We start from the raw sequence: 19,966 nt of genomic DNA, 5'->3' as shown, positions 1-19,966 counted from the left end.
ACTTTCTGCGTATAACACGCTCAACTCTGGCCGCTTGACGGCCCCTCAACCACACTTCGCATGGATTATATCCGCTTGGGAGGCACTGGCCTCAAAGTATCTAAAATATGCCTAGGCTGCATGACCTACGGCACCCCCACCGACCGTTGGCCCTGGGCCCTGAACGAAGAGCAAAGCCGCCCGTTCATTCAGCAAGCCTTGGAGCTTGGTATCAATTTCTTCGACACTGCCGATGTGTACTCCAACGGTGCCAGCGAAGAAGTGGTAGGACGAGCCCTGCGCGACTTTGCCAAACGCGACGAAATTGTGCTGGCCACCAAAGTATACAACCCCATGGGGCCGGGACCCAACCAGCGCGGACTCTCGCGCAAGCACATCATGAGTGCTATCGACGCCAGCCTCCAGCGCCTCGGCACCGACTACGTTGACCTCTACCAGATTCATCGCTGGGATTATGATACGCCTATCGAAGAGACCTTAGAAGCACTGCACGACGTCGTGAAGGCTGGCAAGGCCCGCTATATTGGTGCTTCCTCGATGTTTGCCTGGCAGTTTGCTCAAGCACTGTACCTGGCCGACAAGCACAACTGGACGCGTTTTGTGAGCATGCAGCCGCATTATAACCTAGTGTACCGCGAAGAAGAACGCGAGATGCTGCCGCTGTGCCAAGACCAAAACATCGGCGTGATTCCCTGGTCGCCGCTGGCGCGTGGGCTGCTTACGGGTGGGCGAAGCAAGGAGCGCAACGAAACCGAGCGCGCCAAAACCGATGCCTTTGGCAAGAGCCTCTACGGCCGCGACGACGATTTTACCGTGGCCGACCGGGTAACTGAAGTTGCCAAGGAGCGCGGCTTGCCCAATGCCCAAGTAGCCTTGGCTTGGATGCTGTCGAAACCCGTCATTACGGCTCCTATTGTAGGCGCCAGCAAACCTGGCCACTTAGAAGATGCCGTGGCAGCGGTGGGGGTGAAGCTTTCGGGCCAGGAAATCAAGCGGCTGGAAGAGCCGTATCAGCCGCATCCGGTGCTGGGCTTCTCGTAAGGATTAGGTGGCACTTAAGTTATGGGAGTAAGTGGCAGAATGGATTACTGCACTACCTGTTCTTATTGCTTAAGTGCCGCTTACACTAGCAAACTGTTCACTTCAGCTTTTCCTACCTATGAAAACCTTCTTATTGCTGCTCCTAGTGGCCTTTACGGCTTGCTCACCGGTGCGCGTAGAGTCGACCAGCCAAACGCCAGGCGTCAACTTTTCGGCCTACAAAACCTACAACTTCATGGACGTGACGGCCCGTAACGAGGCCGCATTTCAGGGCCCTGGCACGGGCATCGAAGAACTGAAAAGCGCCGTGGCCCGCGAGCTAGAGCGCCGCGGCTACCAGCGTGCCGATTCTCCGGACCTCTTGGTTAACATTGGCGTCGTGACTCAGGAGAAAGTACAGACCCGCGAGACGACGATCTATGAGGCGCCGCGCTACATCGGGCAGCGCCGCTACCGGTGGCAAAGCGAGGAAGTGCCCGTAGGTCGTTATGCAGAAGGCACCGCCACGGTTGATGTGGTGGACGCCACTCGCAACGAGCGTATCTGGCAAGGGGTGGCGGCTAGTACGCTTTCCAAAGACCCCGAGAAACTAGCCTCCCGAATCAACGAGGGCATCACGGAGATGTTCGAGAAGTATCCGGTGACGCCTAAGCAATAGCGTAAAAGGTTATTCTAGTAGGTAGGCGAAGCCCTTTGCCTCGCCAGCTGACGTTGCCAAACTAACGGTCATGCTGAGCGCAGCCGAAGCATCTCGCTAGTGTGGTAACCCCCTTAACAGTGCAACGATTCGAGCAAGATGCTTCGGCTTCGTTGCACTGCGCTCAGCATGACGGTTACTTTAGCAATGGCAGCACGCGAGATGCTTCGGCTGCGCTCAGCATGACCGTTTTTAGGCCGTTCTAACCTCTATCAGTCAACCCTAGCCTTACCGGAAAAAGTGGGGTTGACGATAGATGTGCCTTGGCAGCTTTTTCTGCTTACTTCTTGACGCTTACTTTATCGAAAACGGCCACTACGTCTTTGGTAGAAACTTTCTGGCCGGTTTCGGCGGCGCGGTAAATGGCTTCGATGATCTGCATGTCGCGAAGGCCCATTTCGCCGGGTACGCGGGTGGGCTTGTTGTTGAGAATGCAGTCGGCGAAGTCGTCCATTTGGCGGGCTTGTTGGGGCACGTTTTCGACGTTCATGGGGCCTTGGCTGGTGCGGCCATCGAGGCCCCCGTAGCCGTAGGCGGGTTGCAGTTCCATCCAGCCCTTGGTAGCGTCGGCGCGGAGCAGGCTGTTCATGTTTTCGGCGTAGCTGGTGCGGCAGTTGGCTACGGCTCCGTCGGCGAACTGCATCTGCCAGTTGATGCTGGCCTCCACTTCATTGAATAGCACTGGGTCGGTTTTAGGTCCGAACTTGGCCGTGACGGATACTGGTAGCTCGCCTTTGGTGTAGATGACGCCTTGCACGCAATAGATACCCATGTCCATGAGCGGCCCACCGCCCGCCAGCTCTTTGTCTTGCCGCCAGGTTTTGCTGCCCGCCTGGAAGCCATTATCCGCCGTCAGTTTTTGGATGGGGCCGAAAACCTTCTGCTGGCCTAGGCGCATCATTTCCTGATTGTGCGGCTCGAAGTGCAGGCGATACCCGATGCTGAATTTTTTGCCCGATTTCTGCATAGCCGTTATCATTCGGCGGCAGTCGGCGGCGGTATTGGCCATGGGCTTCTCGCAGATGACGTGCTTGCCAGCCTTAGCGGCCCGCTCTACATATTCGGCGTGCAAGCCCACGGGTAGCACAATGTATATAATGTCGATGGCCGGGTTGTCGGCAATCCGGTCGAAGGTTTTGTAGTCGTAGATGTTCTGATCAGGAATTTGGTACTGCTGTTTCCATTGCGCGGCTTTGGAAGGCGTGCCCGTCACGATGCCGGCCAGCTTGCAAAGCTTGGTTTTCTGCAAGGCCGGGGCCAATTGCCCGGAGCTATAGCCCCCCAAACCAACCAGCGCCACTCCCAACTGCTTGCCAGTCTGCAGCGCCTCTAAGCTGGCTGGCCCGTAGCTAATTTCGTCTAGCCACGACAGCGACCCACCCAAGGCCGACGTGCCTGCCAGCGTGGCGCCAACACCCAACGACAATGTGCGCATAAACTCCCGGCGGGAGGCAGAAGATTGAGGATCAAAGGTTTTCATAGCAGGGTTTTGGAAGTGTCATATAGTAAGCAGAGCTACTTACAAATGTTTGATAAGCAAATGTCTGTACTCAACTCTGGCGGCTTGGTGCTACTAGTTCGTTGCACCACAACAAGGTACCCCAATCAGCAGCCGAGGGTTACGCACAAAGCCCCGGCAGTTTATATAACCGCCGGGGCTTGCGTTGCTTTATAAGGTCAATAAAAGCATTTGCGCTATTTGCTGGTGTCACGCTGGCCTTTCACCAGAAGAGGTAAGAAACTCAAGAGAAGGGTAAGAGCAGTTGGCACATTGGTCGCAGACCTTATGAGTCACGACTTAGACTCCGCCATACACCTCCACTATGGTTACTTCTACTTCTTCAATGGGCGCTGAAGTTGCATCCGTCAGATTGGCTTCGGCCGTGCCGTTTGCCTCAGTCGTAGTGGTAGTTTCGGTCCTACTGGTCTGGCCGTCGCGAGAAGATTTGCCGAGCATCCAGGCGGCGGTACCAAGGCCGGCAACGGCCGCCGCAGCTAGCAGTGGATGTTTTTGCGCTTTCACGTACCAGCTACTCGACCGAAACCACCCTTCGTGGGAGCCTCGTTCGTGCAAGCCATAACCGGCATGATACAAGCCAGAGGTTTCATGGTTGCGCGACGGGCGCTTGGGGTCTATCTGCGTCGGGTAAATGAGGACTTCCATAATCTTGTCCATGAGCCGCGGCGCGAGGTGGCCTACGGCCGCCAGGGCTTTGGCTTGGAAGCCCACGTACATGTCGCGCTTGGGGTGCGCGGCCGCAAACAGAATAGCTTCGGCTACAGTTTCGGGTGGGTACACCATGCCCCGGTGGGCTACTTGGTGCTGGTAGTAGCTTTGGGCGTGCTCGTTGTAGGGCGTATCGATGCGGCCGGGGTGGATGAGTGTAACCGAAACCGGAGCTTTTTCTATTTCCAACTCCATCCGCAGCGCATTGGTCCAGCCGTGCAGCGCGTGCTTGGAGGTGCAATACGTGGATTGTACTGGCGTGGCCCGGTCGCCGAAAAAGCTGCCGATGTTGATGAGCGCACCGGGCTCGTCGCGTTGCTTATAATGCTCCACGGCCAGGCGCGAGCCGTATACTGTGCCCCAATAGTTGGTATCGAACATGCGCTTCATGTCGGGGATGCTCACCTCGTCGCAGTGGCCGAAGATGGATACGCCCGCATTGTTCACCCAGGTATCGAAAGTGCCGAACTCGGTTACGGCCGCGGCCGCCAGCCGGAACATATCTTCCTCGCTACCTACGTCGGTGGGTACAGCTAGGGCACGCCCGCCCTGGCTGATTATTTCGTCGGCAAGTTGCCGGATAGCGTCAGCGTTGCGGGCGGCCAGTACTACCGCCGCGCCTTTCTTGGCCGCCATGCGCGCCGTTACGAGCCCGATGCCGCTGGAGGCTCCCGTAATGACAATTACCTGTTGGTTTAAGGGTTTGAGCTTCATGCTTGATGGAAGTGAAAAGTCTGGTTGGATATAGTGCCTTCCTCAGACCTACGACCTCAAGAACAACTAGTTATAGACGAGTAAGCCGCCAAATAGCCCTAATCTTAACAGTAAGGGCCACACCCTTTTGCAATTGTAAGAATCTATACACTAGGGAATTGACCAACAAAGAAGGCTGTGCTATATACGGTAGCGCACCTTTGATGCAGCTCAAATAAAATCGTGGCCATTTGGCGGACGCAAATCGGTGCCAAGCCTATAGCGCCCGCACATAAGCTGCCATTTTCTCCCGCGTGGCTTCATCCGGCATTTCGCCTGCGCCGGCCAGGAGGTTGTCGGCCAGATGGTTGGGGTTGCGGGTGCCGGGTATTACGCACGTAACGGCGGGGTGGGCAACGATGAACTTGAGTAGAAACTCCGCCCAATTGCTAATACCTAACTCCGTAGCCCAATCTGGCAGGGCTTTGCCGCGCACCCGCGCCAGCAAGTTGCCTTCGGTGAAAGGCCGGTTGATGAGCGTGGCTACCCCGCGCTCTGCCGCCACGGGGAGCAGCCGCTTTTCCGCGTTGCGGTCGAGAATGGAGTAGTTGAACTGCACAAAATCGATGGTTTCAGTGGTCAGGATACGGGCCAGTTCGTCGTGCATGGCGTCGGTGTAGTGCGTGATGCCCACGTACCGAACCTTGCCCGCGGCCTGCCAGTCGCGGAGGGTGGGGAGGTGCGTTTTCCAGTCCACCAGATTATGAATCTGCATCAAATCAATAGCAGGACGGCGCAACTTGCGCAACGAATCTTCCATCTGCCGTATACCCGCTTCGCGTCCCTGCGTCCATACTTTGGTAGCATAGAAAAAGGAAGCTGGATCTTCTGTCTGGCTGGTTAAGTCGCCAACCACTTCCTCGGCCCGGCCATACATTGGCGAAGAGTCGATTACGGTGCTGCCGGCCGCGCGTAGCGTAGCCAGAGTTTGCTGCAACTGCGGATAAGCGGAAGTGCCGCGAACATCAAACGTCTGCCAAGTGCCCAACCCGATAACGGGAAGCGGCTCCTGGCTGCAAGGTATCAGGCGAGTAAGCATGGGAAGTGGTTGGAACGCAAGTAGGGAGAGGCTTAGTACTTAGCCGGAAAACCCAAATACACCAGAAATAGCCTGTCATGCTGAGCGCAGTCGAAGCATCTCGCTAGTGTGGTAAACCCTTTGCCAATGCAACGAGTCGAGCGAGATGCTTCGACTGCGCTCAGCATGACAATAGTATTACAACATCAGCACGCGAGATGCTTCGACTGCGCTCAGCATGACAGGCTTTTTTTACATTGTTACGAAATAGCCGAAGCTCACTGCTGCTGGAGCCCGGCCAGTAAGGCGGGTGCTTGCTGTTGCGCCTCGGCTTTTTCCTGCGCGGTCAGGACGGGTTTGAGCAACAAATCGAATACTGGGCGCTGGGCGGGCGGCAAGCCAGCACGCTTCACGCGGCGGTCCTTGGGCTTGAGCTTCTGCACCATCGTCGTGGCTTCCCGTAAGGCCATTTCCGGGCTTGGCGCCTTCCGATCTGCCACCGAGGGGGTGGTGGCTGAGCCGCCGCTTACATACGTGTATTCCAGGATACAGCCCTTGCACACAGTGCCCTTGGGAGCCTCCTGCGAGGGGCCGGACGTGACGGTGGCGCTGTCGGTGGCGAGGTAGAGCTTGGTGCCGTCGGGCGAAACAGCCAGGTCACGGTACCGCACGGGAGCCTTGAAGTACATTATCGTGTCGCTGGCTACGGCAGTGCCGTTGTCGTTTAGTTTCAGGCGCACCAGCTTGCCTCGTTTCAGGGTCGGAATCAGGAGGGAGTTTTGCCAGCCCGGAATAGCCGTAGCCGTGTATACCGCCAAGCTGCTAGGCGCTTCCGATTTCCAAGTGGGGTCGTCGGGGTCGTGGTTGCGGGTGCGGGTGAGTACGGTGGTCAGAAAATCGTGGCTGAGCGGGTAGAGCGTAGCTAGCGGGTCGCGGTAGGTGGCGCCGAGGGCTTTGGCGTTGGCTTGCTCGCTGGTGATAGTGGGGTAGGTGGTATGCCAGGGGCCCGGCAAATCAGTGTGTTCGGAGGCCGCCGCGGCTAGGCCATCGTAGTTGCCATCGGCAAAACCGAGCACCAGCGGATGCCCATAGTTTTTGCCTTTCTCGATGAGGTTAAGTTCATCATCGGAAAATGGGCCGTGCTCCGATGCGTAGATTCTGCCAGTGCCACCCACCACGGCGTACGCCAGCCCCTGCACGTTGCGGTGGCCGAGGCTCCAGACGGCGCTTTGCTTTTTGGTGTTGAAGGGGTTGTCGTTCGGAATCCAACGCAATTGCGGGTTGGCATCGGCGTCGGGCGCCAGGTTGAAGCGCAGCACTTTGCCTTCGTAGGAATTGATGCTTTGGGCGTGGTTGGCTCGGCCGCCGTTTTCGAACTGACCGGCGCCCAAGTCGCCCACCGAATAAAACAAGTAATTGCGGCCAGCTACCGGAGCTATCAGCAGGCGGCCGGAGTTGTGGTCGTTGCTGGCCGGAATGGTGTCGCAGAGCACGAGGGGGCGCCGGAGCGTTTGGGTGGCGGCATCGTACTCGTAGCGCACCAAGCGGGCCGTGAAAAAGTTGCCGCCGTGGTTGGGGCGGCTGCCCTTACCGGGCTGGTTGGCGCCCTCGAACGAATGGATGTAGGTAAGGTACACGTAGGGCTGCCCTTGCAACAGTTGCGGGTGCAGCGCCAAACCCATTAGGCCGCCCTGCGGCCAGGGCTTACCGCCGTCCAGCGAATCCGGAATTTTGTCATAGCGGGGGAAGTGGCGCTCCTTGCTCAGGTCTAGCAGCACCTTCCGGGTGCCCGTGGCCGGGTCGACGCGGCTGACGCGGTACCCTTTGGCTTCGGTCATCCACAGAAAATTGTCGGGGCCGTAGGTGATTTCCCACGGGTCGCTGAGCTGGCGGGCCACTACTCGCTCGGTGAACTGCTCGCCCTGCGGGCCCGTAACGGTTTGAGCAAGTGCCTGACCGACTAGCAGGCACGCTATACTACACAAAACAACAAGTCGTAGCCGCATAAATTCGTAAGAGGTTCGGATAGGAAGCTTTCTTGAAAGGCGGCTTTCCTTACTCTACGGCAGCTGATTAAGTTATAGTCGAGCCGGCTTTTGGACGAGTTTGTAGGACCAGCCTTCAAACCATTGCCGGCTTCCTTAAGCTTAAGCGATTTTTTGGGAAGTCGCAGAGGGCGACGCTTTTAGGAGCCAGTAGGCTAGAAACAGTGCATTGATTCAGAAAATTGGCATCACAACTGCCGCTGCTGCCGTATAAATTCACCTACAGCGCGGTCGGGAAGGGTTGTTGCGCATTCTGCTGCCTACCGACTACCGCCTGTCACACCTTTGTAACAGGCTTTCTCTACCAAGCCTTCATTCTTAATCAAGCTCTCAGCTCCACCTTATGGCTAAGAAAAAAAACAAGTCCAAAAAAGCAAATGGCCTCGGCAACCTGCCTAACCTGAAAAACTTGAACCTAACCAAAAAGCAGAAAAATGCTTTGGTAGGGGTGGGCGTAGCGGCCGTAACCGCTGGTGCTTATTACCTAACCAAAGGCAAGGTTGACTGGTCGTTCCTGACTGGTAAAGGTGGTGCCAAAGCCTCGGGCAGCCCAACGGCTCCCAACGCTGAAGCTCCCGTAGACGTGGCTCTGAACCAGGAAGTAGCCGAGTCGACCGTGCACAACCCCAACAACGAGGGCGACTTCACCGACGACGGCGCTACCGGCAACGCCGACTAAGTAATCTTGCTAGTCAGGCTCCCTGCTTGGTGGCGTAGTATCTATCACGTCAGCTTGCTACGAACCCGATAACTAGCTAACCCTAGCATACACAACAACGCCCGTACCGCAATGGTATGGGCGTTGTTGTGTGTAAATAACTGGCTTAAAAGCTTCCACCACTCAGGCTTCCAAGGGCAACTCGGTTGTAATGGCAATGCGGTTCCAGACGTTGATGGTGACAATGGCCATGATGGCCTGCGCCAAGTAGTGCGCATCAAACAACGCGGCAGCCTGCTGGTAGGTAGCATCGGATACATGCTGGCCGATGAGGGTTACTTCCTCGGTGAGAGCCAGCAAGGCTCGCTCCTCGGGGGTGAACAGGGTGGTTTCGCGCCAGGCAGATAGCAAATACAACCGCTGCTCGGTTTCGCCGGCTTTGCGCGCATCACGGGAGTGCATGTTGAGGCAGTAGGCACAGCCGTTTATCTGAGAGGCTCGCATCTTGATTAGTTCCTTGTGCGTGCCGCTGAGCTTAGAAGAACCAAGGTACTTCTCTAACGCAAGCATGGCTTTGTAGGCTTCGGGTTCGGTTTGCTGGATGTTGAGACGCATCTTCCTGAACTTTAGTGGGTTGAAGTATGCCTCAAATGTCCGCCGTAGCAGACCGAATAAACTTAATCTAGTTCAAGAAATGGCGGCTTGGCCGTTAGTCCACTTTCGCCCTGATTTTGCTGAGAAATTCCGGCGTAAACCCTAGATAAGAAGCCAGCATGTACTGCGGCACCCGCTGCACAAAGCCAGGAAAAGCGCTGTTGAAATGACGGTAGCGCGCCTCGCCCGACAAGCTAAAGAGAAACTTGATCCGAAACAGCGCCGCGGCGGCCGACTTCTGCAGCAGGATGCGGAAATACCGTTCTAGCTGCGGCAACTGGCTCAGCACTTCCTCCTGCACCCGCTTGTCGAACACGACCACCTCCGTGGTTTCCACCGCCTGAATAAAGAATTGCGACGGCGTCTGCAGATCGAGACTGGCGTAATCGGTTAGCCACCAGTTTTCGATACCGAATTGAATGGTTTGCTCGCTGCCTTTCTCGTTGACGAGGTAGGTGCGCAAGCAGCCCCGCAACACAAAGTAGTTGGCGGTACACACCTGACCTTCAGTAAGTAGATAGTCTTTACGGGCAATGGTCTGCTGCCTTAGATACGTCTGAAGTAAGTCGGCATCGGCAGTAGTCAACGTTACATACCGGGCAATATGCGCAAGCAAAGGGGCATACAAGCTAGACACAGGGCGTATGATCTAGGGTGGTGCAATGCCTCAGCACCGCAACGGAAGGCTACTCATCCTCGGGAAACTTGCCCATGCCACCGCTTTCAAAATCGGCAATGGCTTGCACCAGTTCCTGGTTGGTGTTCATCACAAAGGGCCCATACGTAGCCAGCGGCTCCTCAATAGGCGCCCCGGCCACCACCAGCAAAACGGTTTCCTCGGTAGCCGTAACTTGAATGTCGGGCGAGTCCCACCCGAATACCACCAGTTGTTTGGTAGCGGCGGGTCGGTTGCCGTGGAGCGTAATGGCGCCTTTCACTACATAAATGCCCACGTTGTAGTCAGCGGGCAGGTGTAGGGTGGCTTCAGCGCCTGTGGTTAGGTGCACGTCCAGGAGCGTGATGGGCGAGAAGGTTTCGGCGGGGCCACTCAGGTTTTCATAGGTGCCCGCAATGACGCGGATGTGGCTCTGCCCATCGGGCAGGGGCAGGCTAGGAATGCTGGCGCTCCGAATGTTTTGGTAGCGGGGCGGGGCCAGCTTGTCCTTCTTGGGCACGTTCACCCAAAGCTGTAGCAGCTCCAGCGTACCGCCCTGCCGGGCAAACTCTTTCTCGTGGCGTTCTTCGTGCAGCAGGCCCGCGCCAGCCGTCATCCACTGCACATCGCCGGGGCCAAGGGAGCCGCTGTGGCCAGCCGTGTCGCGGTGGGCGAGGGCGCCCTCATATACCACCGTCACGGTTTCGAAGCCGCGGTGTGGGTGTGGTGGCGTGCCCAAGGGCGCATCGGTGGGCGCAACCTGCATGGGGCCGGTATGGTCGATGAGTAGGTAAGGGCTCAGCTGGCGGATACGTGGGCCCGGCATGGGGCTGGTTACATCGAAGCCGTCGCCGACGAACTTCTTGTTGCCATCGATAACCTGAAAAATGCGGCGAAAGGAAGTGCTCATACAATTGATTAAGGTAGATGTCAAGTAACTCCAACCAAGCCGCCGCGCTATAGCGGGCAACGGCTTGGTTGAGGATACTTACGTCATTCAACAAAAATCAACGACTTGCTTCTAACATCAGCGTGAAGCGCTTGCGCCAAGATGCCGTCAGATACGGCATGTCCAGAATTTCCTGAATCTTGTGCGGGTCGGGGGCCTCGGAAGCACCATTGTCGACTATGTCCTGAATGGTGACGTTGTAGGCGGAGCGCTGCACCAGCGTAATGACGTCACCAGCTTGGACTACGCCTTCCTGCTGCACCCGAAAATAGATGCCGCTGCGTCGCGCCCTTTCGAAGCGCTGTACCATGCTGTCGTCTTGCAGCCGGATGCCCAACTTAAAACAGGGCTGGCGCGGCTGAAAAGCCAATAGCACGGCCGTGCCCATCTGATATAAGTCCCCTATGCGTACTTCGTTTTCCAGCAGCCCAACAGTGGTCAGGTTCTCGCCAAAAGCTCCCGGCACCAGCTTTTCGGCGGGCAGGTACTCTTGCCAGAACGCATAGTGCTCTTGCGGATACGCATACACGGCTTTGTCGGGGCCGCCGTGCACCCGCAAGTCGGCCTGCCCGTCGCCAGCCAAGTGCTCCTGATAGACCTGTACGGGCTCCAAGGTGGGTTGCTTGAAGATGCTGGTTCGGACCAATTTGCTATTCCAGACATATTCCTGCGGTAGTCCGATGTTGAGAGAGGCGATGTGCATGGCGTTACAGTGGTTAGAGGTAAGCTAGCACAAGATAGGGAGCAGGTACGGGATGGTTGAGGTAAAGAAAAAGGCTGTTATGCTTGCTTCGGATTCAATAGCTCCCGCACGCTGGTATAACTGTCGAACAGAACTTCATCACGAATTTTATTGGGTAGCACACCTCTTCTAAGCATTATTTCCACCACTTGTCCCCGGTGAATACCGCAATTCATGCGGTGGTATATTTTATTCAGCGGCTTAAGGCACTGCTTCGTCTTGTGCTTTCGGTAAATAAGGCAGTAGCTGCTAGCTAAGTTTTCTATTTCAAGTTCAGTTTTGGCTTGCTCCGCGAGTTGGTGAAGTAAGGTATGGTCACCTTGGCGATAGTGGTTGATCAGTAAATCAACATATAGGGAAGGAGTTTTAGAAGAGTTTAGAGCTACCAGTGCAAACTCGCGTATGGCTGGTGCTTTAAAGAACTGCAATGCCATAACAGCATCTTCTACTAACCGGTCATTGGGGCGAGGCGGTTGCTGAGCTAGGGTCAGCAGCAACTCGTATCCGTAAGGGAACTTTACGTAGCGAAACACCTGCATATAAATGCTCTGACGAGCCCGGTCAGTTTCTAACATGCAGGCATCAGCTAGCTCGCGTACTTGCTTTCGGGTTAATCTATTAGTCACAGATTTAAACAGACGTTGCTTTAGTTTCTGCGCGATAATCTGTTGGATAAATTGGAAGCCTAATGCCGTTCCCGGGGGCTGTTCACTTTCTTGATGCCGTGATTTGTTAACAGCGACCAGGTACCGAGCAATGTACTCATTGGTTTGAGCTGCCTTATGCAGTTCATCTTCCACCCGAACGCCAGGATTTTCATCCTGCGTGTATTTAATAAGGCTATCATCCTCTGTTTCATTATAATCAGTCGCTAACACCTGCCCTATAACTTCGGCTGCACGCTTCATTCCCTCTATTCCATCAAGCTCAACTGCTTCGTATATGCCCGCGCAAGCATATTCTGGTAGGGAGCCCAACGCCAGCCGTTTGTAGAAGATAGTACGTGCTTCCATATTGCCGGCCTGTGCTAGAATTCGAGCAATATCAAACAGCTGGTCGAGGCCCCACGTATTTTCCTTTTGTTCCAGCAGCTTTTGAAGAACCCGTTGTGTAAGGATTTCCTTCTGCGTGCACATGTTAATTAGCTCGACAATGTAAGGCCCGCGGCTTCCTTCGCATTGCGGGTCATAAGCGTAGTTGTTGACGGCAGCCTTCAAAATTTCGTGCGAGAAATTGACTTTCGGATAATCACGAATAAGTAAATGCGCCCGGCCTGTACCGCGCTGAATAACGTTTCGAAAAATGCGTTTGATACGCGTGGTTTCATTCATTTGCAGTAGCGGAATAGCTGTCTTAGTACAAGCAAAATACGTCTTAAAACCACATCTAATCCGTCTGCCCGACGCTTCATCCCTCTAATCCTACGCTTCGGTAACCGCAAATTTCATTGGCTTCGGCAGTGGCTCACATTTGAGCATCACTTAGCTGTTACCGCCATGAAACGTCTGCTACTCGCGTTGCTTTTGCTGCTGGCCTCCACCTCGGGGCTGCGGGCCCAATCCACTACCATTCTCAGCGGCACCGTCCGCGACGCGGCGGGGCAGGCCCTGCCGGGCGTGAACGTATTCCTGCGTGGCACCTTCGACGGTACCAGTACCGATACGCTAGGCACTTTCCGGTTCGAGACGCAGCAGGCCGGGGCCGCTACGTTGGTGTTGAGCTTGTTGGGGTATCAGCCGCAGGAGTTGCCGCTGGCTTTGAACGGGCAGCCACTGAAGCTGAGCTTGAAGATGAAAGGCACTCCGCATGCCTTGGGCTCGGTGGTGGTAACGGCTGGCGCCTTCGAGGCCAGCGACGAGAAGCGCTCTGCCACCCTCAACACCCGCGACGTGCAAACCACAGCCGGCGCGCTAGCCGATGTAGCGGGCGCGCTCAACACGCTGCCTGGCACCACCAAAGTAGGAGAGGACGGCATGCTGTTCGTGCGCGGTGGGGCCGCCAATGAAACCAAAGTGTACATGGATGGCCTACCCGTGCAGAACTTCTACGCCGGGTCGGTACCCGCTGTGCCCGCCCGCGGCCGGTTTTCGCCCACGCTGTTTCGGGGTACGGTGTTCAGTACGGGCGGCTACTCGGCGCTGTACGGGCAGGCTTTGTCGGGCGTGCTACTCTTGAATTCCACAGACTTGTCGCAGGAAACGCAAACGGGGGTATCGGTAAGCAACTTGTTTGTGGGCGCTTCGCGCACCAAGCGGTGGGAGCAAACTTCGCTGGATGTATCGGCCGATTATACCAACCTAACGCCCTACACCGGGCTGATACCGCAGAACGTGGAATGGGTGCAGGCGCCCCGCTCGGGCAGTGGGTCCGTCAAGGTAGCCCACCGCACTGGCCAGGCGGGCATGTTGAAAGTGTACGGCACCTGGAGTGCGCAACGCTTCATCATCCGGCAGCCTAGCCCCGAGCCCGCCGGCCAGCAGACCGTAGCGCTGCGCAATGGCAATGGCTACCTCAACACCACCTTCCGCAGCCATCTGCGCCGCGGCTGGAGCGTGCAAACCGGCGTAGCCCTGTCGCGCGACGACAAAGACGTGCAACCCGATACCCTGCGACTGCGCACCCTCGAGCAAGCCCTGGTAGGCCGGGTGGTGCTGACCAACGATTCGGCGGGCTCCCGCTGGAACCTCAAGCTCGGGGTAGAAGGCCTAGGACAGCAAGTAACCCAACAGTACCAGCCTCAGGTCATCGACGCCGATACGCGTTACGAAACCAGCTTCATTGAAAAGCGGGCTGCTGGCTTCGTGGAATCGGATTTCCAGTTGAGCGACCGGCTGGCGGGCCGGGTTGGCGGACGGGTGGAGTATTCGGCGCTCCTTGGCAAGGCCAACACCGCTCCCCGCTTGGCCCTGGCTTACCAAACCAGCGAGAATAGCTCGGTGTCAGGTGCGTACGGCCGGTTCTACCAAACGCCCGACAACAGCTTGCTGCTGGTGCAGCCTAGCCTGCGCTTCGAGCAGTCTTCGCACTCGGTGCTCACCTACCAATACAACCACGACGGCAAGCTGCTGCAAGCGGAAGCCTACCACAAAACCTACAATCACCTCACCCGCTACGACGGCCAAGACCTGCGCAACCCCACCACCTACGACAACGGCGGTACCGGCTACGCCCGCGGCCTCGATGTGCTCTGGCGCGACCGGAAAACGGTGAAGAACCTGGAGTATTGGGTGAGCTACGGCTTCCTCGATACCCGCCGCCAATACCGCGCCGACCCCGTGGCTGCCGTGCCCACCTTTGCTGCCCGGCACAACGTATCGGTGGTCGGCAAGTATTGGATGCCCAAACTCAATACGCTTTTCGGGGCCACCGCCTCCTATGGCAGCCCCCGCCGCTACCACGACCTCAACCAGGAAGGCTACAGCCAAAGCGTGCTGCCCACCTATCAGGAAGTTAGCCTGAACGCCAGTTACCTCACTCGCCTGTTCGGCCAATTCACCATCGTCCACGTTTCGGCCTCCAACCTGCTCGGCCGCCAGAACGTGTACGGCTACCGCTACGCCAGCACCCCCGATGCCAGCGGCCAATTCAACCGCGTGGCCGTGACGCCCACGGCGCCCCGCATGCTGTTTGTGGGTGTGTTCGTCTCGATAAACAAGAAAAACTCCGGCGACGTGAACGAGCGGCCCGAATAGGTCAGCTCCGCTAAGTTTTATCTGATAAGCATTCAAATTCCTTTCAGAATAAAGAAGGAACTAGAGGTGGTTGACCCACAGTAGAACATATACATAAACGTCATGCTGAGCGCAGTCGAAGCATCTCGCGTGCTGACACAGGAGTAGTATATACCACACTAGCCAGATGCTTCGGCTGCGCTCAGCATGACCGATATAGTTTGGCAATGGCAGCCACAGTTTTAATTGCCCCTAACCCCCTTCATCATCTGAGAGGGGAGTTAGTATCCTCTACCCTATAGAGCTAGAATTCGCTCGTGGCACTAGCAGCTAGGTCACTTAGGCGAATTGCTAAGTCCCTCCAGGCTACGCTTCATCCTGCTAATCCGACGCTTCAGTAACCGCAAATTTCCTTGAGGTGCGGGGCCGTGCACCTTTACAACAGTCAAACACCATACGCCACTTCAACTTCTTCCGCATCATGAAAAAGCCCTTCCTCGCCCTCGTTCTTTGCGCTGCCTCTTTCGCCGCCGTTGCGCAGGCGCCCGCCACGTCAACTTCCGCAACGACTACTGCTACCTCCGATGTGTACACGCAGATGATGACCGCCACCATCAAGGAACTGTTGAGTACCAGCAACCCCGCCGCTACCCAACAAGCCGTCAGCAAGTTTGAGCGGGCAGCGGCCGTAGCCACCAAAGACTGGTTGCCGCGCTACTACCAAGCCTATGGTTACGTGCGGTTGGGCTTCCTTACCAAAGACAGCGAGCAGCAAGACAAATACTTCGACCAGGCCCAAACGGCGCTAGACCAGGCGCATGCGTTGCCGGCGGCCGATGCATCGGAGCTAGGCGTAATGCAAGCCTACCTCTACCAGGGCCGCATTATGGTGGCGCCGATGACGCGGGCCATCAAGTACACGGCTATGGTGGGGGAAAGCCTCGGTCAGGCCGAGAAGGCAAATCCGCAGAATCCGCGCGTGTACTTGGTACGGGGCAACGACTTCAACTTCCGGCCTAAGATGTTTGGGGGCGGTATGGAAGCTGCCAAGCCGCACTACGAGAAGGCAAAGGCGCTGTTCGCCATGTTCAAGCCAGCTACGGCACTGAGCCCAAATTGGGGCGAGGCGAACGTCAAGGGCCTGTTGGCGGAAAGCGCCGCGCAAACCGCTGCCAACTAATCCTGGCTGACCCGTTGGAGAAAAGCAGCGCACTACGTGATGCTTCCCCAACGGGTCTTTTCCTTTACTTTGATGGAAACTTCCTTGCCGTTGTCCGTGGCGCAATCCAACCCCTCTTCGCAGCTTACCACTGGTTACCAGCCCCTCTCAAATTCATGGGCGACTACCTGGAAAGCGTTCCGGATGTTGGTGCTCATCTCGGCCTTTCTCACGGTGGTGTTGAACCCGGGAGCCCTTACGGATGGAAAGCGCCTAGCCCTCACCTTTATAATCACCTTTGCCTACAGCGCCGGGCTGTGGTTTGTCAACTGGTTGGCAGTTGAATGGCTCAACACCCATATCCCGTGGGCCGAGCGGCCTTTACACCGGATGCTGGTCACCTTGGCTTTGCAAGTAGGTGGGTCAGTGCTGGTTGTTCTGGTAATTCAGACGGCTTATCTACTGCTTTCGCACCAGTCGTTGGCGCTGCTGTGGCGGCCGCAGATGTACGGCCAGGTATTGGTACCATTAGGCGTTACCATCATCATTTCGCTGTTCAACCACAGTCGTTCTTTTTTCCTGAATTGGCGCGAGGCAGCCATCCGGGTCGAGCGGGTGGAAAAGGAAAACGCCGTGGCCCGCCTCGACTCCCTGCGCCGCCAAGTGGACCCGCACTTTCTCTTCAACTCGCTGAACGCCCTAACGTCTCTCATCGAGGAAGAAGACCCGGCCCGCGCCTCGCGCTTCGTCCGCCAGCTGGCCAAAGTCTACCGCTACGTTCTCGACAGCCAAGAGCAGGAAGTGGTGACGCTGGACGAGGAGATGCGCTTTGTGGAAGCCTACGTGTATTTGCAGCGCACCCGCCTCGGTGAAGGGCTGCAAGTGGAAATCAACCTGCCGCCCGCGGCCAACCTAGACGAGCTACTGGTGCCGCCGCTGGCCGTGCAGTTGCTCCTCGAAAACGCCCTGAAGCACAACGCCACCAGCCAAAAACAGCCTCTGCACATCCGCATCACGCTCGATGCGGCGGCCCGGCAGTTGGTAGTAAGCAACGTGCTGCGCTACCGCCGCGTCCCCGACGATGAATCCACCGGCTTGGGCTTGCGCAACCTTTCCGCTCGCTACGCCTTCCTGACCTCGCGCCCTGTGGTGGTAGAGAAATCCGAAACCGAATTCACCGTCACGCTTCCCTTGCTCGAAGTCTCCACCCTTTAACTGTGCCGTTTTTGCACGACATAGGCCCTATATAGAGACGCGACACTTCGCGTCTCGTCGTTGCCGACGTTGTTCAGAATGCAAGTAACAGGTCGTTTAACCTCGAGACGCGAAGTGTCGCGTCTCTACATAGGTAGGATTTGCAAGCTGCTGACAGCGCCGATGAGGTAAGTTTCTTCTTGCCGACTAGTGCAGTAGCTTGCAGTTGCCTAAACTTTCTGCCAATTGGTGGCTGGTTTGTACAAACCAGCCACTTTTACTTCAGCTACAAGAACCTTGGAAATGCGCGCTCTGATTGTTGAAGACGAACCGCTGGCCGCTCGCCGTTTAACTGAGCTATTGAAGAAGCAGTCAACGCGCATGGAAGTGGTAGGCACCGCCGAATCGGTGGCGGAAGCAGAAGCACTCCTCCAAACCCTGCGGCCCGCGCCCGACGTGCTGTTCCTGGACATTCATTTGGCCGACGGGCTTAGTTTCGAACTGTTCGAGCGACTGGAAATTCGTATACCCGTCATTTTCACCACCGCCTACGACAAGTACGCGCTACGCGCTTTCAAGGTGAACAGCGTGGACTACTTGCTTAAGCCCATCGACCCGGAAGAGCTAACGGCCGCCCTTACCAAACTGCAAAAGCTGCGCGAGGCGGCTACGCCCACCTTCGATGCGGCGCTACTGGCCCGAGTGCTGCAACAAGCGCAACCCGCCAAGGAATACAAGTCGCGCTTCGTGGTGCGGGTGGGGGAGCATCTGAAAGCTATTCCGGTAGAGCAAATTGCTTACTTCGCCAGCCTGGAAAAGGTCACGCTGTTGCACACCCGGGAGGGCCGCCGTTTCGTGGTTGATTACACCTTGGAGCAGCTAGAACAGATGCTCGACCCCACCGAATTCTTCCGCCTCAACCGTGCCTACCTGGCCCACGCCGACTCTATCCACGACATCATCCACTACACCAACTCTCGCCTCCAAACCATCCTCAAACCCGCTGCCCCCGAAGGCGAAACCGTGCTGGTAAGCCGCGAAAAAGTGGCCGCCTTTAAAGCCTGGCTGGACAGATAAGAACTGCATGATGATTTCTGCACCCGTGCGCCGTTTGGCGGCGGTAATTTCCTGGGTGGGGCACCCGCTGCTTACAAGCACTGCGTTTGTGAGTTTCATGGCTTGGCAAAAGCTTGACGACGACCCAACGGCCAAATGGAGCCTAGGCAGCGTAGCCATCATGGCGGCACTCATCGGCATCTGGAGCTTCCGCCAAACGTATCGTGGCGCCTACTCCAACTTCGATATATCGCAACAGGAGCAGCGTCGGTCGTTTTATCCAGTGCTGCTCGTGTTGTTGGGGCTGGCCACTGGCGTTCTGTTTTGGCAACAGGCGGGGCTATTCCGGTACGGCCTGTTGACGGCTTGGCTGCTGCTGCTGACTTGCTACGCAGTCAATTTCTGGCTGAAAATCTCGCTGCACGCGGCATTGTCATTTTTTCTGGCCTGCGTAGTGCTGCACTTGTATTCTAAGTGGGGCGTGCTGGCTTTGCTGCTGGCAACAGTAGTAGCGGCCTCGCGGCTGGTGCTGCGGCGTCATACGTTGCCGGAGCTACTGGCTGGTACCGTGGCTGGCGTAGTGGCCGGGGGCGGACTGGCTTGGTTTCTGGCCCATGCAGCAGTCAACGGCATGGGTAGCTAGCCTTCCAGCCACTGCTTCACGGCATTGGCTTTCTCGCGGCTTACCAGTACTTCCTCGGTGGGGGCGGGTTGCAAATCGAGCAGCAGCTTGCCGTTGAAGTGCGGGTGCAGGCGCTGCACAGCTGGCAATTGGGCAATGAACTGGCGGTTGAGGCGAAAGAAGTGCCGCGGGTCGAGCAGGCTTTCCAACTGTTCCAGCGTGTAGTCGACCACGAAGCGGCGGCCGTCGGTGGCAACGAGGGTGGTGTTTTCGTGGCGGCTCTGGAACCATGCTATTTGACTAACAGATAGCGGCAGCAACTGCTCGCCGCTCCGGACGAGAAAGCGGGTTTTGTACTGCCGGTCGGGGCGGGGCAGGCTGTCGAGGAGGCGTTCGAGGCGGCTGGCCGTATCGTCGGCCACGCTGGTAGGTTGCGGCGAAGCCGCGGGGCTGCGCCACTCCCGTAGCTTCGTGAGAGCCGTTTGCAGCTCGGTTAGCTTCACGGGTTTCAGTAGATAATCGACGCTGTTGGCCTTGAAAGCCCGAATGGCATAGGCATCGTAGGCCGTAGTGAAGATGACGGGGCTGCGCACAAGTGTTTGCTCGAACACTTCTAGGCTCAAGCCATCAGCCAGCTGAATGTCAGACAAAATCAGGTCGGGGGCGGGGTGGGCGGCCAGCCAGGTTAGGGCGCTGGCTACGCTGTCGAGGGCGGCTAGCACCTGCGCTTCCGGCGCGGCTTCCAGCAGCAGCCGTTGCAGGCGCTCGGCGGCTGGGTATTCGTCTTCGAGGATCAGAACGGTCATGCGAGGCAGCGAAAGGAGA

Annotated in this window: 18 protein-coding genes; 8 read left to right on the top strand and 10 right to left on the bottom strand. The window is 57.0% G+C overall.

Annotated features, from left to right (window positions below):
* Nucleotides 1-60 precede the first annotated feature (60 nt).
* Both P1X16_RS12995 and P1X16_RS12990 read left to right on the top strand, forming a co-directional pair.
* Nucleotides 61-1,041 carry an aldo/keto reductase gene (locus tag P1X16_RS12995; protein WP_277229330.1) on the top strand — a complete coding sequence of 327 codons (981 nt, stop codon included), beginning with the start codon at nt 61-63 and terminating at the stop codon, nt 1,039-1,041.
* A 118-nt stretch (nt 1,042-1,159) separates the two neighbouring features.
* A complete protein-coding gene (locus P1X16_RS12990) occupies nt 1,160-1,699 on the top strand; it encodes a DUF4136 domain-containing protein (protein ID WP_277229328.1) in 540 nt (179 codons plus the stop codon).
* A gap of 319 nt (nt 1,700-2,018) precedes the next feature.
* Here the strand turns inward: P1X16_RS12990 and P1X16_RS12985 are convergent, their stop codons facing one another.
* From P1X16_RS12985 to P1X16_RS12970, 4 genes are all read right to left on the bottom strand, one after another.
* Entirely contained in the window at nt 2,019-3,218 is a 1,200-nt protein-coding gene (locus P1X16_RS12985; protein WP_277229326.1) for a Gfo/Idh/MocA family oxidoreductase, read from the bottom strand.
* A 318-nt stretch (nt 3,219-3,536) separates the two neighbouring features.
* Nucleotides 3,537-4,679 (bottom strand): SDR family oxidoreductase, encoded by a 1,143-nt coding sequence (locus P1X16_RS12980; RefSeq protein ID WP_277229324.1) that lies wholly within the window; start codon nt 4,677-4,679, stop codon nt 3,537-3,539.
* 256 nt (nt 4,680-4,935) lie between these two features.
* Nucleotides 4,936-5,757: an aldo/keto reductase gene (locus tag P1X16_RS12975; protein ID WP_277229323.1), complete on the bottom strand. Its 822-nt coding sequence runs from the start codon at nt 5,755-5,757 to the stop codon at nt 4,936-4,938.
* A 257-nt stretch (nt 5,758-6,014) separates the two neighbouring features.
* On the bottom strand, nt 6,015-7,742 hold the full coding sequence (locus tag P1X16_RS12970) for a PQQ-dependent sugar dehydrogenase (protein WP_277229321.1): 1,728 nt from the start codon (nt 7,740-7,742) through the stop codon (nt 6,015-6,017).
* A gap of 382 nt (nt 7,743-8,124) precedes the next feature.
* On the opposite strand from P1X16_RS12970, the gene P1X16_RS12965 reads away from it, so the two are divergent.
* A complete protein-coding gene (locus tag P1X16_RS12965; protein WP_277229319.1) occupies nt 8,125-8,460 on the top strand; it encodes a hypothetical protein in 336 nt (111 codons plus the stop codon).
* A 162-nt stretch (nt 8,461-8,622) separates the two neighbouring features.
* Here P1X16_RS12965 and P1X16_RS12960 read toward each other — a convergent pair whose 3' ends face one another.
* The 5 genes from P1X16_RS12960 to P1X16_RS12940 all read right to left on the bottom strand — a co-directional run bounded on the left by P1X16_RS12960 (nt 8,623) and on the right by P1X16_RS12940 (nt 12,770).
* The gene (locus tag P1X16_RS12960; RefSeq protein WP_277229317.1) at nt 8,623-9,054 is read right to left on the bottom strand and encodes a carboxymuconolactone decarboxylase family protein; all 432 of its coding nucleotides are present in this window, start codon (nt 9,052-9,054) and stop codon (nt 8,623-8,625) included.
* 94 nt (nt 9,055-9,148) lie between these two features.
* Entirely contained in the window at nt 9,149-9,709 is a 561-nt protein-coding gene (locus P1X16_RS12955; RefSeq protein WP_277229315.1) for a Crp/Fnr family transcriptional regulator, read from the bottom strand.
* A 70-nt stretch (nt 9,710-9,779) separates the two neighbouring features.
* On the bottom strand, nt 9,780-10,658 hold the full coding sequence (locus P1X16_RS12950; protein WP_277229313.1) for a pirin family protein: 879 nt from the start codon (nt 10,656-10,658) through the stop codon (nt 9,780-9,782).
* A 97-nt stretch (nt 10,659-10,755) separates the two neighbouring features.
* The gene (locus P1X16_RS12945; protein ID WP_277229311.1) at nt 10,756-11,400 is read right to left on the bottom strand and encodes an MOSC domain-containing protein; all 645 of its coding nucleotides are present in this window, start codon (nt 11,398-11,400) and stop codon (nt 10,756-10,758) included.
* A 77-nt stretch (nt 11,401-11,477) separates the two neighbouring features.
* Nucleotides 11,478-12,770: a hypothetical protein gene (locus P1X16_RS12940; RefSeq protein WP_277229309.1), complete on the bottom strand. Its 1,293-nt coding sequence runs from the start codon at nt 12,768-12,770 to the stop codon at nt 11,478-11,480.
* 165 nt (nt 12,771-12,935) lie between these two features.
* Between P1X16_RS12940 and P1X16_RS12935 the strand changes: the two genes are divergently transcribed.
* From P1X16_RS12935 to P1X16_RS12915, 5 genes are all read left to right on the top strand, one after another.
* On the top strand, nt 12,936-15,131 hold the full coding sequence (locus tag P1X16_RS12935) for a TonB-dependent receptor (protein WP_277229307.1): 2,196 nt from the start codon (nt 12,936-12,938) through the stop codon (nt 15,129-15,131).
* A 460-nt stretch (nt 15,132-15,591) separates the two neighbouring features.
* Entirely contained in the window at nt 15,592-16,290 is a 699-nt protein-coding gene (locus P1X16_RS12930) for a hypothetical protein (protein WP_277229305.1), read from the top strand.
* Nucleotides 16,291-16,362: 72 nt separating this feature from the next.
* The gene (locus P1X16_RS12925; RefSeq protein WP_277229304.1) at nt 16,363-17,484 is read left to right on the top strand and encodes a histidine kinase; all 1,122 of its coding nucleotides are present in this window, start codon (nt 16,363-16,365) and stop codon (nt 17,482-17,484) included.
* Nucleotides 17,485-17,766: 282 nt separating this feature from the next.
* On the top strand, nt 17,767-18,540 hold the full coding sequence (locus P1X16_RS12920) for a LytTR family DNA-binding domain-containing protein (protein ID WP_277229303.1): 774 nt from the start codon (nt 17,767-17,769) through the stop codon (nt 18,538-18,540).
* Between the two features lie 7 nt (nt 18,541-18,547).
* Nucleotides 18,548-19,162 (top strand): hypothetical protein, encoded by a 615-nt coding sequence (locus tag P1X16_RS12915; protein ID WP_277229302.1) that lies wholly within the window; start codon nt 18,548-18,550, stop codon nt 19,160-19,162.
* On the opposite strand, the gene P1X16_RS12910 is transcribed toward P1X16_RS12915, so the two are convergent.
* A complete protein-coding gene (locus P1X16_RS12910; RefSeq protein WP_277229301.1) occupies nt 19,159-19,947 on the bottom strand; it encodes a LytTR family DNA-binding domain-containing protein in 789 nt (262 codons plus the stop codon). The genes P1X16_RS12915 and P1X16_RS12910 overlap by 4 nt on opposite strands.
* Between the last annotated feature and the right edge of the window lie 19 nt (nt 19,948-19,966).

Source organism: Hymenobacter sp. YC55 (assembly GCF_029433095.1).
Lineage (GTDB): Bacteria > Bacteroidota > Bacteroidia > Cytophagales > Hymenobacteraceae > Hymenobacter.
Note: the sequence above shows the minus strand (reverse complement) of the source record. Positions and strands in the feature narration are given on the sequence as shown.

Coding starts and splice junctions, on each gene's coding strand:
- P1X16_RS12995 (WP_277229330.1), top strand. CDS start 61: ATGGATTATATCCGCTTGGGAGGCACTGGCCTCAAAGTATCTAAAATA.
- P1X16_RS12990 (WP_277229328.1), top strand. CDS start 1,160: ATGAAAACCTTCTTATTGCTGCTCCTAGTGGCCTTTACGGCTTGCTCA.
- P1X16_RS12985 (WP_277229326.1), bottom strand. CDS start 3,218: ATGAAAACCTTTGATCCTCAATCTTCTGCCTCCCGCCGGGAGTTTATG.
- P1X16_RS12980 (WP_277229324.1), bottom strand. CDS start 4,679: ATGAAGCTCAAACCCTTAAACCAACAGGTAATTGTCATTACGGGAGCC.
- P1X16_RS12975 (WP_277229323.1), bottom strand. CDS start 5,757: ATGCTTACTCGCCTGATACCTTGCAGCCAGGAGCCGCTTCCCGTTATC.
- P1X16_RS12970 (WP_277229321.1), bottom strand. CDS start 7,742: ATGCGGCTACGACTTGTTGTTTTGTGTAGTATAGCGTGCCTGCTAGTC.
- P1X16_RS12965 (WP_277229319.1), top strand. CDS start 8,125: ATGGCTAAGAAAAAAAACAAGTCCAAAAAAGCAAATGGCCTCGGCAAC.
- P1X16_RS12960 (WP_277229317.1), bottom strand. CDS start 9,054: ATGCGTCTCAACATCCAGCAAACCGAACCCGAAGCCTACAAAGCCATG.
- P1X16_RS12950 (WP_277229313.1), bottom strand. CDS start 10,658: ATGAGCACTTCCTTTCGCCGCATTTTTCAGGTTATCGATGGCAACAAG.
- P1X16_RS12945 (WP_277229311.1), bottom strand. CDS start 11,400: ATGCACATCGCCTCTCTCAACATCGGACTACCGCAGGAATATGTCTGG.
- P1X16_RS12940 (WP_277229309.1), bottom strand. CDS start 12,770: ATGAATGAAACCACGCGTATCAAACGCATTTTTCGAAACGTTATTCAG.
- P1X16_RS12935 (WP_277229307.1), top strand. CDS start 12,936: ATGAAACGTCTGCTACTCGCGTTGCTTTTGCTGCTGGCCTCCACCTCG.
- P1X16_RS12930 (WP_277229305.1), top strand. CDS start 15,592: ATGAAAAAGCCCTTCCTCGCCCTCGTTCTTTGCGCTGCCTCTTTCGCC.
- P1X16_RS12925 (WP_277229304.1), top strand. CDS start 16,363: ATGGAAACTTCCTTGCCGTTGTCCGTGGCGCAATCCAACCCCTCTTCG.
- P1X16_RS12920 (WP_277229303.1), top strand. CDS start 17,767: ATGCGCGCTCTGATTGTTGAAGACGAACCGCTGGCCGCTCGCCGTTTA.
- P1X16_RS12915 (WP_277229302.1), top strand. CDS start 18,548: ATGATGATTTCTGCACCCGTGCGCCGTTTGGCGGCGGTAATTTCCTGG.
- P1X16_RS12910 (WP_277229301.1), bottom strand. CDS start 19,947: ATGACCGTTCTGATCCTCGAAGACGAATACCCAGCCGCCGAGCGCCTG.